Consider the following 12,906-nt stretch of genomic DNA (forward strand, 5'->3'; position numbering starts at 1 on the left):
GCCGGGGTAAAGCCGGCCCCCACTTTGCTGAGACAAGTTAATAGTAGTCAGCCTATAACCTGTCGCCTATGAAAAAAGAGCGTTGATTGCAAAAATAACAGGATAATTAAACATGGAAGTGCTTTCAATTGGAAGCTTACAGCGAGGTGATTAATGGATGTTGGCACTAAATCAGTTGGTGCGAGTGACGCCACAAATATAAGTAATCCCAACAAAAACCATTTGATAAATTTTTGTGAACACATTACTAATGCCATTACCGCGCCGGTTACAGCAATGGCATAAGTGGGAGATTCAGTACTTTGGTTGAAAATGACAATCCAGATCAACAGGTAAGCAGCAAGTGTAAACCGGCTCTGTTGCGTACCTGCGACTGCTGTACAGATGATGGCTGTCAGCAATCCAATGACCGCCAGTACCAGTACGATTTTATCCATACCAGTACTGATTAAGTAAGGCTCATGCCGCATTGCATGGATCATTCCAAACAGTGAACCATCCTCTTTAATAGTGGCACTGCTGATGAGATGGAACCAATCTTTGTAAGCATGTATTAGTTCCATCGGGGAAATCACCAATAGTGGCAGCAAAGAGCCAGCTATTCCAAAAGCAAAACAGTATTTTAAGAACTTCTTTTTATCTCCGTAAAAAAGGAATAATATGCCAATGATAGCACCATAGCCCTTTATAAAGAAAAGTATACAGGTAAATAATGCCGCCTGCTTCACATTTTTCTTCTCGAACTGTACCAACGTCAGCAGCATCAATGCTACCATCAATGGATTTGATTGCGACGACTGTATCGCATTCATGATCTCTATCAGCAATAAACCGCTCATCAGATTTTTCTTCCGCCAATCCATCGGCAGCTGGTAAATGGCATAGAGTACCATTGCACTATTAAACAGCAACCATAGCAGCAATCCTGCATGAGAAGGCAGTATCGCGAAAGGCAGAAATAAAATGGGAAACGTAGGATGATAGAGATAATAATCAAAATATTCGTCCGGATACAGGTTATATAACGGAAGATGTTCCGATAAATGCTGCCAGGAATGACTGAAAATGGTGAAGTTATTATACTTCGTTGTCAGCACAGCTTGTATAAATAATACAAGTGTTCCTAACATATAAGCTCCGGCTATTACGGCGGCATAGCGCTTGGCCTTCGTGGTTGGCGGCTGCAGATATTGCAGTGCTGGCACAGTTATAGGAATACGCAAGCCTCTTGTCACTACTCCAAATCGCACAGTATAGAATATTTGGTTTATATCCCTATAACGATAGAATAATGGTTCCCCTCTATTGCATAATATTAAAAGCAGGCTTGCCTACCCACCTCCCCTAAAACACAGTAGGGATGCCATTGGCATCCCTACTGTGTTTCGGCAGCATACTGCCTCAATATTTAAATAAATCTTACAATCTGATACTCGCCCCTACCGTCATCCAACGGCCTGGCATCGGCACAGCGCCCGCTTCTATATAAGTTACGTCCAGGATATTATTGGCATCCACATATACTTTAAACCTGGCCTGACGATATGATAAACGCGCATCCACCAAAGTATAGTCTTTATAATTTATACGCATACAATAACGCGCATTCGCACTCAAACTGAAATGACCCGCAAAGCTGGTGCTGGCCCCCGCCACAAATTGATGACGCAAACTCTCAATTACATATCTTGAAATTTTATTATGCGTATCATCTCCTTTGAAATCAGGCGACAGGTAATTATAGCCTACATTAGCGCCAAAGCTGTTGAAGAAGCCTTTATCGCTGAAAGCAGTATTATATCCAGCGCTGGCCGTAAGTCCTTTGGTATCGGCACGCTGGAAGTTCTGCGGCTGCCATGGTTGCGGCAAACTATCTTTCACATAATCGATAAAGTCCGAGATCTGGCGATAGAAGCCACTTGCTGCAAAGTTGAACTTGCCACTGTACTTACGCACGCCTAACTCTGTATAGAAAGCTTTTTCAGGGCCTAACTGATCATTACCGATAATGCTGGCGCTCTTGTAATAAAGATCGGTGTAGGTGGGCAGACGTTGTGCGGAACCGGCATTAGCATATACTTTCAGGTCTGGCGTAATGTTAAAGCCTACATCAGCACCTGGGAAGAATTGCCAGCCATACATAGTATTATAGTTCAGATAGCCGCCAACAGAGAAATTGAGTCGTTTATCGCCACGGGTCTTATATTCCGCGAAAGCGCCAAGGTTGGTACGCTCATGATTACCCAGGTTAGAACTGTTGATATGCTCATACCTGGCCTCAACGCCAGCCCCAAACAAGCCAATTTTCGTATCAAAGCTATTATTTAGCTCTGCATCCACGATGTTGGTATTATGAAGATTACGGGCTTTGGAGATATCTGTTTTGAAATAACGATAATCATCTTCCGCAAAACGATAGCTGACACGTGGCGTCATCAACCAGTTTTTATTGATACGGTGACTGCTGCTAACGGCTGCCAGTGCAGTTTTCACGTACTCTTTGGATTCTTTGTCGCCAGGAGCAGCATAAAACGCATTAGCGCCATATTGATTATCCACATAACCTGCCAGCACGGATACCTGGTTATTACTATCCAGTTGGAATCCACCCTGGTAAAGCGCTTTGGTATTCTGAAAAGCGGTGTTATAGCGATAGCCATTGCCTGCACTCAGGTTGGCGGACAAAGACTGGTTACTACCTTCTTTTACCAGCGCACCGGTAGCGCCTACATTATAGTTATTATAGAGGTTACCGTTTTCGTTCTTTTTGAAGCTGCTTCCTCCGCTGACATTCACTTCTCCCCCGCTCTGCGTGGCTTTACGCGTGATGATATTGATAGCGCCGTTCAAGGCATTGATACCATATACTCTTGCCGCGGCGCCGCGGATAACTTCAATATGATCTACATCCTGCAGGGATACCGGGAGATTCATAATATTATGACCGGTTTGAGGATCGGTGATTTTAATACCATTGAGCAATACCAGTGTTTGATCAAAGGTACCGCCATCTATGCCGATATCTGCCTGTATACCGCCAGGGCCGCGCTGACGCACGTCGAGGCCGGGTACATAGGCCAATACTTCATTGATGGAAACAGCGGCCATGGCATCTATCTGCTTACGGCTGATGATGGTAATATTTCTGTTGGATTGCTTTAAAGGGGCCGACAGCCTGTTTTCCTGGACGATCACTTCGCCGAGGTTTCTTACAGGGCCAGTGGTATCGGGTTTCTGCTGGGCTACAGCCGTACCGGCCATACACGTCAGCAGCATCATTAAGTTAGCACGCATTTATTTGGACAATTGGTCTAAAAAGGTCGCAAAGCTAACCCTGATGCTACTTTCGGGGATAGGCCGGTTTTGAAATTGTTGCTAGTCCGGCTAGAACTTCACCGCCACGCCAGCCTTCAGGGCGAATGGCGTTCCTGGGGTAAAATGCAGCTCCGTAACCGGTCTTTTCTCCTGTTGAAGCTGTGTTTCGGTTTCGAATTGAGCCTCATTCCAATTTACATTAAAGAGGTTCTGGGCCTGCACCGTAAATTCAAATCGGCCCCGGGTATAGGCCAATGCCAGGTCATTCACGAAATAACCATGTGCTTCCACACTGTTATCTTCGTTAGCAGGCCTTGCCTTCATATACCTGTAACGGAGATTCGCCGAAAATCCGGACGGCAGCTTCACCGCTACACCACCTGTGCTAGTAAGCACCGGCGCCAACGGAATATAGTTCTCTCCCTTAGGGTCGTCGATTGAACGGCCATGGGCATAGTTAATATCTGCATCTACATATAACCAACGTAATGGCTGATATCTCACACTCACGTCCATGCCTAAACGACGTGTTCTGCCTGCTGGTTCTACTACTGCTTCATCTCCTACATATACAAACTCCTGTTGCAGATACAGATACCAAAGTGATGGCTGGATAAACAGGTTATGTGTGGGTTTCCATACCAGTCCCAGATCAGCACCTACAGAAAACGGCAGGATGTCCTTGCCCTTTTCCTGTATCACCACCCGCATGTCGTTGGAATGGAATCCCATACCCGTTCTCAGGAAATACTGTAATTTATTATTAGGCGTATAGCTGAAATTCAATTTAGGACTTACCCTGGTAGCTTGCTCTTTATTCGCTGTACTCAACAGTTTATCATAATAGTTAAAGAGAAAATGATCAACGCGTACACCAGGCGCAATACTCCATCCATTCTTACGCCAGTCTAATCCCGTATAGGCGTAAAAGTTAGTTTCGGTACCATTGCCCCAAGACTCACGACCCAGCAAGGAATCGCGGCGGTATACATGGTTTAGTTCCAGGTTATTGATATCATCTATCCTGAAACCTGCGCCACTCTCCCATCTAAAGTCACCGAAGGTCTGCGTATATTTTTGCTGAAATCCAAACAGGTTGCGGTTATCACGCTGTTCAATCTCGTCGCCATTTACCGGATCTTTTAAGTAGAAGGTGAAGTTGGAGAAGAGATTAAATTCGTAATGAGAATAGTAGAGAAATGATTCTGTAGATTGATGATCATTAAAGAGATGTTTATACGTGAACGCCGCATTGGTACGGCTGGTTTTACCACCTTCAGTAGGATCAATAGAACCCCAGCGGCTGATGATACCTTCTGCTACCGCACGTTCCGGGATCTGGCCGGAAGCATTCCAGTCGGAGCCAAAGGTGGATACGAGCAATGAAATATAGTTTTTCTCGTTCAACCATTTATTATATTTTCCGAAAAGATTCAGTCTGCGGAAATTTTGTTTCACATCAAAAGGACCATCGGAATAGCTGTAATCTGCCGCCACATAAGCATTTTCAGCACGAGGGCCTGTTTTATGTATGAGATTAAACAATCCCACGCCACGCAGATAATTGAAAGAACCACCTTCCAGCTTCACCATATTGCCAGGCAAGCTATCCATCGTATGGAAGCTCACATAGCCGGCGGTATTGAGATCACCTTTATCTACATAATAAGCGCCCTTACCAAAGTCAATGCCTTCAATGGTTTCAGGAATAAGGAAGTGTAAATCAGCATAACCTTGTCCGTGTGCATGTGAAACCATGTTCACGGGAATACCGTCTGCACTGATGTTGACATCGGTGCCGTGGTCGCAATCGAAGCCACGCAGAAATATCTGCTCTGCCTTTCCACCGCCGGCATGCTGCGCAATGAATAGTCCTGGTACTTTACGCAACAGATCTTGTGCAGTATTTACCGGTGTCATTTTTAAATCCACCTTCATCATAGTTTTTTCCACCCTGGGAGCAGTAACTTCTATTTGTGAAAGATGTGATTCCTTTAATGGTATTGAGTCTTGCGGCTCTCCTGCATATGCCTTCTGGGCAAGCAGGCTAGCGCTGAAAAAGAAAATTTCTCTAAGCATGATACATAATTCTAATTGGCATCACCATCTTCGATGGTAGTTTATAGGTTGGCGTATTACTACAGTGAGTACAAAGTTACCCAAAGCATTGCTGCATTACTTACGGCTCAACATCCCATACTGCCGATAATGTAAAATCACCCGATCATTTTATGCTGGACGGAAACAACTGCTTCGCTCCGTTTTTAATAGCAAGTGTGATCCAACTGGAAACAACAAACGGGAAAGTCAATACAGCCCAATGCATGCTCAGCATGCCCAGATCTATCGCCACAGACAGTAACACTGAAATCAGCACCCATATACCATCCACTGGTTTTTTCCCGGAGAAGGTAATAGCGCATAATACAGCGTTGAAACTAAAGAGCCCCATATGAATATCTGTCATTGGCTCGGCAAATCGTTCAGAAACATAAGCCCCTAAAACAGATGCTGCCACACCATACAAGGCGGCTTCGGGGGAGCTGATAAACACGCCCAGGAAGAATATCAGCCCTGCCAGCACACTACCCTGGAAAATCACTTCTCCAAAGCCATGTGTGGACACCGTGAAATCATCATAAGCATTTAAGGCATCGGTTACCTCACTAGACACTGGCACTACGTATACATGTCTGAAAACGAATAATAATATCCAGGTGATAACAATGAAAGGCAGCGTGAAACCCGGTATCTTCCTTTTGATCAGCGCATGCTGGAACATCGCTGCCAGCGCAGCCCCCAGCACTACGGCTACCCAGATAACAGGTATTGCCGCAAAATAGAATGTCAGGGCAACACCCACCAACGTGGCGCTGAAGCCATACAGCCCATCATTGATCTCTGTTTCATCATACTTCAATAATTTAGCTGTCAGCGTGCCCGTGACTACTGCCACTAATGCCGCAATACCCATCGTCATTGAATCGTAGAATATCCCTACCAGGAAAAGCAGGCCTGTCCAGCCGTTCGGTTGAAGCATGATCTGCCCTACACCCCTAAAATACGGGGCGGCGGGAAACAATTTTTTTTCTCGCATAATCTATAATTTCTTACCAGTTGAAGAATACCATGCCTATGCCACACATGGTCACTACTGCACCGCCAATGGCATGTACATAACGTTCCAGTTTATCTGTTTTGATGAATGAATATCCATAACATCCTATCAGCACCATGGCCAGCATCGTTGCTACGGTGGAAAGCGCGAATACCGTTATCAGTATCACTATTTCCGTTGCAGAACGATGTGCGCCGGAGTAAAACAACAGCGGCACCAATGGCTCGCTTGGCCCCATCACAAAAATGGCGAACAATATCCACGGTGTCACCTTCACACGGTTCTGCGGATAAACAACTTCACCGTGCTTATGTTCATATACGTAGATATCGCCGTCGCCATAAACATCAAAATGTTTATGTGGCTTGTTGATCCAGGCGGCACGCAGACCATATAAAAGATATAATATACCAAAGCCCAGCAGGCACCAGCCCGACATGTTACCTCGTATATCCTGGAACCAGGTCAGCTTCGACAGCTGCCAGCCCAGTAATACACCTGCCAATCCGAGTAATACGGAACTGAATATATGCCCGAAGCCGCAAAGTATTGTCCATACAATCGTTTTCGACATCTTCCATTTTCTTGATCTCGACAAAACAATAAATGGCAAATAGTGATCCGGCCCGGTGGCAGTGTGTAAACTACTAATAGTAACCGCCGACAGCACCAGTGTTATTAGTTCTATGTTCATGCGTTTACTGTTTGTGGTGTTAAAGTCCAGAAATAATGCGCAATACGCTGCAAACAACTATACAGCTGTTCACCGCCATTACCCAATATACGCACCGCTACCACCTTTGCGGATGGTTGCGTTATACCTGCTGCAATACCTTCTTCTGCTTCCAGCAATGAATACAGGATATCTGTAATATCCTCCGCTCCTGCTTCGCCAGTATTCACATGCAACAAGGTCGCCTGATGCGTATAGCCTTCCATTTGTCCGGTGGCGGACATATCGATCAATCCTGGCTGCAACAATAAATTATCTTTTACCAGCAGTTTATTTCCATGTCTGATCTCTGTGATGTTATGAAACTCGCGGTAACGAAATACTTCACCCGAATGCTTGCGGCCACAAGTAAGTATTTCACCAAAGGTCAACCTGCAATCATCTCCCATCTCTATAAAATTCTTTCCTTTAAAGATGGCATTTTCATGCGGTACCACTGGATGCTGTACATAACTGAAAGTAGAACCAGTATGTAGTTTAATACGCTGCTCCTGTGAGGCACCATGCTTCATATTAAAGAGGCGTTGATACGACTGCGTTTGCAGTTGAAGTTTACTACCTGTTTCTACATCAATGGAAATTTCATACCGGTCGCCATCAAGTATGCCTGGCGATGAACTCATCACCATCAGGTACAAGGCAGGATCCCGCCTGTGTTCACTGATGTCTGCCACCCTGAATGGTGGCGTAAAAAAGGTATCTCTCAGATACGACCGGTTATTTTTAAAACCACTGGTGATTGTCAGCCTGTTTATCATTACTTCAGTTTCATTATCTCACTAATGCTGGTTCTTCTATATCTTCCAGCAATGCATATTTCTGTATCCAGCCAATAACGGTATCCAGTCCCTGCAGTGACATAAGGTTAGTAAATACGAAAGGTTTGCCATTACGCATTTTGCGTGCGTCGCGCTCCATCACGCCTAAGTCGGCATGCACATATGGTGCGAGGTCAATTTTATTGATGACCAACAGATCAGAACGAGTGATACCAGGGCCGCCTTTACGAGGGATCTTATCACCTTCGGCTACGTCAATAACGAAGATAGTGACATCCGCCAGGTCAGGACTGAAGGTTGCACTAAGGTTATCACCACCGCTCTCTATGAGGATCAGTTCTACTTCCGGGAATCGTGCTGCCATTTCATCTACTGCTTCCAGGTTCATACTGGCATCTTCACGAATAGCAGTATGTGGGCATCCGCCGGTTTCTACACCGATGATACGTTCTTTTGGCAGAAGACTATTTTTAGTTAAGAACTCGGCATCTTCTTTCGTATAGATATCGTTGGTGATCACACCAAGACTATAAGTATTTAACAGGTGGCGCGACAAACGCTCTATCAGCGCGGTTTTTCCTGATCCTACAGGACCTGCAACACCAATTTTCACATATTTTCTTTCACTCATGACTGTAATTTTTTATTAAGACATGTACAATCTGGAATAGAGGCGCTCGTGCTGCATGCAACGAATATCGAATCCGATATTACAAACACCTACCAGGTCTCTGTCCAGTGTAATTGTTTTATCAATAAGACCAGCGATCACTGTTTGCATATTAAACAGGATATCTTGTCCGTCTAATTGCCCCAGCGGAACCAGTTTTACTGCGTTAGTAACCATTCCGGCGGCGGCATTGTAATAAAAAGCGTATAGTGCTTCCCGTAAGGGTATCTCTAACAGGGACGTATATACGCCGAAGGCGATGGCATAGTTACCACCCGTTTCTTTACGCAGGATGGCGTTTTCAAATTTTGCAGCAAGCTCAAATTCTTTTTGCCTGCGGAAAATTTTAATCAGCCTCAATCCCAGCTTCTGGCTGGCATTACGTATTTCAATGGGCAGTTTCAGTGCTGTCAGCTCTTCATCGAGACGTAGTAGTTCATCAAAATCACGAGCCTTCACAGCATTGTAAGCGAGGCATACAAAAGCAGCATCGTTGAAATGCAGGTTAGCACTCAGCATTTGTGATACATAAGCCGCAGCTGAAGCAGGGTTGTGTACTATTCCCAGCTGCACATAGGTTTCCAGGCCGTTGGAATGCGTATAGCCTCCGATCGGCAAGGTTGGATCACTGATGTGCAGCAGACTTCCCAATAAATGCAGGTCCATATTCTTACAGTTTAGCGGGAAGCGAGACCCATTATTTTAGAGAAGAGAGAACTACCACCGCTGCTGCCATGGCTATGTGGTTGCACATTTGCATTGAGCAGGTTGGTCAGGCGGGTATGTTGCTTTTCGGTAACATACCCGCTGGCTAATAGCCAGCGGTATATTGGTTCCTCGAATGGTAATAGTACCTGGTCATTTTGAATGAATACCGGCAGATGTTTATTCCCTATTTCATAGCACACACTTCCCATTTCAAGTAATGACCGCGGGGTCACTACGATGGCGTCACTAGGGATAATATCTACTACCACGGCAGTGGTGTCATCCTTCAGCAGGATGTCGCCCTGGCGCAAACGTTGTCCTTCTTTCAGGAAGCGGATGGCTATTTCGCGGCCCTGCTGTGTTTTCTTACGCTGTATACGTTTGGTCGTTTCAAACCATTCCAGTTCCAGTAAGTCCACTTGCAGGTGGTCCACTACTGTATCAGCAGTATTCCCCAACACCGATTCTATTATCATATAAATTATTTAAAGAGATTAGAAGAGGAAGTAGCGCTGCGCCAAAGGCACTGTATCAACCGGTTCGCAGGTAATAACCTCACCGTCTACACGTACTTCATAATTTTCCGGGTTCACGGTAATCTCAGGAGTTTTGTCGTTATGGATCAGGTCTTTCTTACCAATATTGCGACAGTTTCTCACTGGCAACACTATTTTCTCCAGTCCTAATTCATCAACGATACCTTTTTCGATTGAAGCCTGAGAAACGAAGGTGATACAGCTGCGTTGGAGTGCTTTACCATAAGCGCCGAACATGTTACGCATGATCACTGGTTGCGGCGTAGGAATGCTCGCATTCGGATCACCCATTTTGCTGGCGATGATCATACCACCTTTGATGATCATTTCACATTTGGCACCGAACAACGCTGGTTTCCACAGCACGATGTCTGCAAATTTGCCTGGTTCAATTGAACCAACATAATCAGAGATCCCATGTGCGATGGCCGGGTTGATGGTATATTTCGCTACAAACCTTTTAGCACGGAAGTTATCGTTGTTGTTGGCATTATCTTCCGGTAAAAATCCGCGTTGCTGCTTCATTTTATCGGCGGTCTGCCAGGTGCGGGTGATTACTTCGCCTACACGGCCCATGGCCTGAGAGTCCGAGCTCATGATGCTGAATACGCCGAGGTCGTGCAGGATATCTTCTGCAGCAATGGTTTCAGGGCGAATACGAGAATCCGCAAAGGCCACATCTTCCGGAATGCTTTTGCTCAGGTGATGGCAAACCATGAGCATGTCCAGGTGCTCGTCGATGGTATTTTTAGTAAATGGACGTGTAGGATTGGTAGATGCAGGCAATACATTCGGGAACATCGCAGCACGGATGATATCCGGTGCGTGACCACCACCAGCACCTTCTGTATGGAAGGTATGGATAACGCGGCCATTGATCGCATTCATGGTATCTTCCAGGAAGCCCGCTTCGTTGAGTGTATCTGTATGGATGGCTACCTGCACATCATATTTATCCGCCACTTTGAGGGAGGCGTCTATTACAGCAGGCGTAGCGCCCCAGTCTTCATGTATTTTCACGCCGAGCGCACCGGCTTCGATCTGCTCAGCGATAGGCGCTTCGGTAGCACAGTTGCCCTTTCCGAAGAATCCGAGGTTCATAGGGAAAGCTTCTGCAGATTGCAGCATGCGGCCCAGGAACCATTTACCTGGTGTGATCGTGGTGGCATTGGTACCATCAGCAGGGCCAGTACCACCACCTATCATAGTGGTAACGCCACTGAAGAGGGCTGTTTCTATTTGTTGCGGGCTGATATAGTGAATATGCGTATCGATGCCGCCGGCAGTAGCAATCAGTCCTTCGCCGCCATGTACTTCTGTGGATGCGCCGATGATCATATTGGGCGCGATACCGTCCATGGTATCAGGGTTACCCGCTTTACCAAAACCAACGATATGTCCATTTTTGATACCCAGGTCACCTTTCATGATGCCCCAGTGGTCTATCACAATAACGTTGGTAATCACGAAGTCTAACACACCTTCATCGCGGAGTGCAGTACTGGATTGAGACATACCATCTCTTACCGTTTTACCACCACCGAATTTATTTTCTTCACCGTAAATATTGAAATCCTTTTCGATTTCTATGATCAGATTTGTATCGCCCAGGCGTACTTTATCGCCAGTGGTGGGGCCATACATATTAGCATATTTGGTTTTGTTGATCAGCAGACTCATAGTGCTTGGTTTTTGAAGTGATTCGGTTCCAGTTTAGCCATTGCAGCTGCTTTAGCTTCAGCGGTGGTGGTGTCACCATTTACCAGATTATTGGTACCAAAGGCTTTCCTGTTTCCACCTATGGTTACGAGGGTTACCTCTTTTTCTTCTCCGGGTTCGAAACGAACGGCGGTACCAGCGGCGATGTTGAGGCGCATGCCAAAAGCTTTTGCTCTGTCGAAGCTCATTTTGCGGTTCACTTCAAAGAAGTGGAAGTGTGAACCTATTTGTACGGGGCGGTCTGCGGTGTTAATGACTTTTATCTTAACCGTTTCGCGGCCTTCGTTACAGTTGATGTCACCGTCAGCGATGATATATTCTCCAGGAATCATCATGGTTATTTTAGCAGGTTATCTGATTGGGTTGTGAACAGTCACCAGTTTGGTACCGTCTGGGAAGGTGGCCTCGATCTGAACGTCATGGATCATTTCAGGAATGCCTTCCATAACGTCTTCTCTGGTGAGGATGGTGGCGCCGTATTGCATTAGTTCGGCCACCGAACGCCCGTCGCGTGCAGCTTCCAGCAAGTTGCTGCTGATATAGGCGATAGATTCCGGGTAGTTCAGTTTAACACCACGGGCCTTACGCTTGGCCGCGAGTTCGCCTGCCAGGTGGAGTAACAGTTTTTCTGTTTCTCTGGGAGTGAGATGCATATGAGTAAAATTTTAAGAAGATAGCAAAAGGATACACATTCGGAATGCTGTATAACGGTTACGAATATACAATTCCGGACATATAATGTGTTAATATGACGCAAAGCCTTAGGGACCTGACAAAAAATGCAGGACTAATGGGAGATGCGGAGCCAAACTGTAGACCAGTGGCTGAAAAGAGTAGTAAATTAAGCTTGGAAGGGAATCAACAGTTGGTGGAAGCGAATGAACCTGGGCACAACAATATCAGGTACCGTGGCGTGCACAAATCTGGTATAATCTACGAGAACCGGGTCTGCTTTGGCAAAGAGGGAGTCGTAATAAATATTCAGGTTATTGAGGATGGAACAAGGTTGGTGGGGTGACAACCAATTTATATCTTCGTCGTTGTCTGTATCATTTATATAAATGATCTCGTCTGCTTGATGACAGGATTTCCCTGTATGATAACTGTCCTGAGCAATACCGGCAACAGCAACTTGCACTTTGTTACTATTGCTGACCTGCATAGGCCCCTTGTTTTTTCCTGTGAATGTAAATCCTGTCAGGAATAGAAACAATAATATATATAGCTGACAAACAGTTTCATGATTTCGTGTTGCAAATTACTTCTAAATAAAAAATAAGGCTAGCACAAATCATGACTAATATAGCCAAAATCAGGTAATTTTGTAT

12 protein-coding genes and 1 pseudogene are annotated in these 12,906 nt (G+C 45.5%); all 13 read right to left on the bottom strand.

What is annotated here, in order from left to right:
• Positions 1-47: 47 nt before the first annotated feature.
• The 13 genes and pseudogenes from ACE38W_RS13685 to ACE38W_RS13745 all read right to left on the bottom strand — a co-directional run bounded on the left by ACE38W_RS13685 (position 48) and on the right by ACE38W_RS13745 (position 12,740).
• Entirely contained in the window at positions 48-1,250 is a 1,203-nt protein-coding gene (locus tag ACE38W_RS13685) for a glycosyltransferase family 87 protein (protein ID WP_375831675.1), read from the bottom strand.
• A 169-nt stretch (positions 1,251-1,419) separates the two neighbouring features.
• Positions 1,420-3,294 (bottom strand): TonB-dependent receptor plug domain-containing protein, encoded by a 1,875-nt coding sequence (locus tag ACE38W_RS13690; protein WP_375831677.1) that lies wholly within the window; start codon positions 3,292-3,294, stop codon positions 1,420-1,422.
• A 90-nt stretch (positions 3,295-3,384) separates the two neighbouring features.
• A complete protein-coding gene (locus ACE38W_RS13695) occupies positions 3,385-5,394 on the bottom strand; it encodes a TonB-dependent receptor (protein ID WP_375831679.1) in 2,010 nt (669 codons plus the stop codon).
• A 145-nt stretch (positions 5,395-5,539) separates the two neighbouring features.
• Positions 5,540-6,412 (bottom strand): urea transporter, encoded by an 873-nt coding sequence (locus ACE38W_RS13700; RefSeq protein WP_375831681.1) that lies wholly within the window; start codon positions 6,410-6,412, stop codon positions 5,540-5,542.
• 13 nt (positions 6,413-6,425) lie between these two features.
• Entirely contained in the window at positions 6,426-7,127 is a 702-nt protein-coding gene (locus ACE38W_RS13705; RefSeq protein WP_375831682.1) for a hypothetical protein, read from the bottom strand.
• Entirely contained in the window at positions 7,124-7,924 is an 801-nt protein-coding gene (locus ACE38W_RS13710) for an urease accessory protein UreD (RefSeq protein ID WP_375831683.1), read from the bottom strand. Before ACE38W_RS13710 ends, ACE38W_RS13705 begins: the two co-directional genes overlap by 4 nt.
• A gap of 13 nt (positions 7,925-7,937) precedes the next feature.
• A complete protein-coding gene (gene ureG, locus ACE38W_RS13715; RefSeq protein ID WP_375831684.1) occupies positions 7,938-8,576 on the bottom strand; it encodes an urease accessory protein UreG in 639 nt (212 codons plus the stop codon).
• Positions 8,577-8,591: 15 nt separating this feature from the next.
• A complete protein-coding gene (locus ACE38W_RS13720) occupies positions 8,592-9,281 on the bottom strand; it encodes an urease accessory protein UreF (RefSeq protein WP_375831686.1) in 690 nt (229 codons plus the stop codon).
• A gap of 11 nt (positions 9,282-9,292) precedes the next feature.
• A complete protein-coding gene (gene ureE, locus ACE38W_RS13725; RefSeq protein WP_375831688.1) occupies positions 9,293-9,799 on the bottom strand; it encodes an urease accessory protein UreE in 507 nt (168 codons plus the stop codon).
• Between the two features lie 18 nt (positions 9,800-9,817).
• A complete protein-coding gene (gene ureC, locus ACE38W_RS13730) occupies positions 9,818-11,539 on the bottom strand; it encodes an urease subunit alpha (protein WP_375831690.1) in 1,722 nt (573 codons plus the stop codon).
• Positions 11,540-11,610: 71 nt separating this feature from the next.
• Positions 11,611-11,910: pseudogene (ureB, locus tag ACE38W_RS13735) on the bottom strand (urease subunit beta); the annotation flags it as partial.
• An 18-nt stretch (positions 11,911-11,928) separates the two neighbouring features.
• The gene (gene ureA / locus ACE38W_RS13740) at positions 11,929-12,231 is read right to left on the bottom strand and encodes an urease subunit gamma (RefSeq protein WP_375831691.1); all 303 of its coding nucleotides are present in this window, start codon (positions 12,229-12,231) and stop codon (positions 11,929-11,931) included.
• Positions 12,232-12,419: 188 nt separating this feature from the next.
• On the bottom strand, positions 12,420-12,740 hold the full coding sequence (locus ACE38W_RS13745; RefSeq protein WP_375831693.1) for a hypothetical protein: 321 nt from the start codon (positions 12,738-12,740) through the stop codon (positions 12,420-12,422).
• Between the last annotated feature and the right edge of the window lie 166 nt (positions 12,741-12,906).

The sequence above is a fragment of the Chitinophaga sp. Hz27 genome (assembly GCF_042263525.1).
In the GTDB taxonomy this organism is placed as follows: Bacteria; Bacteroidota; Bacteroidia; order Chitinophagales; family Chitinophagaceae; genus Chitinophaga.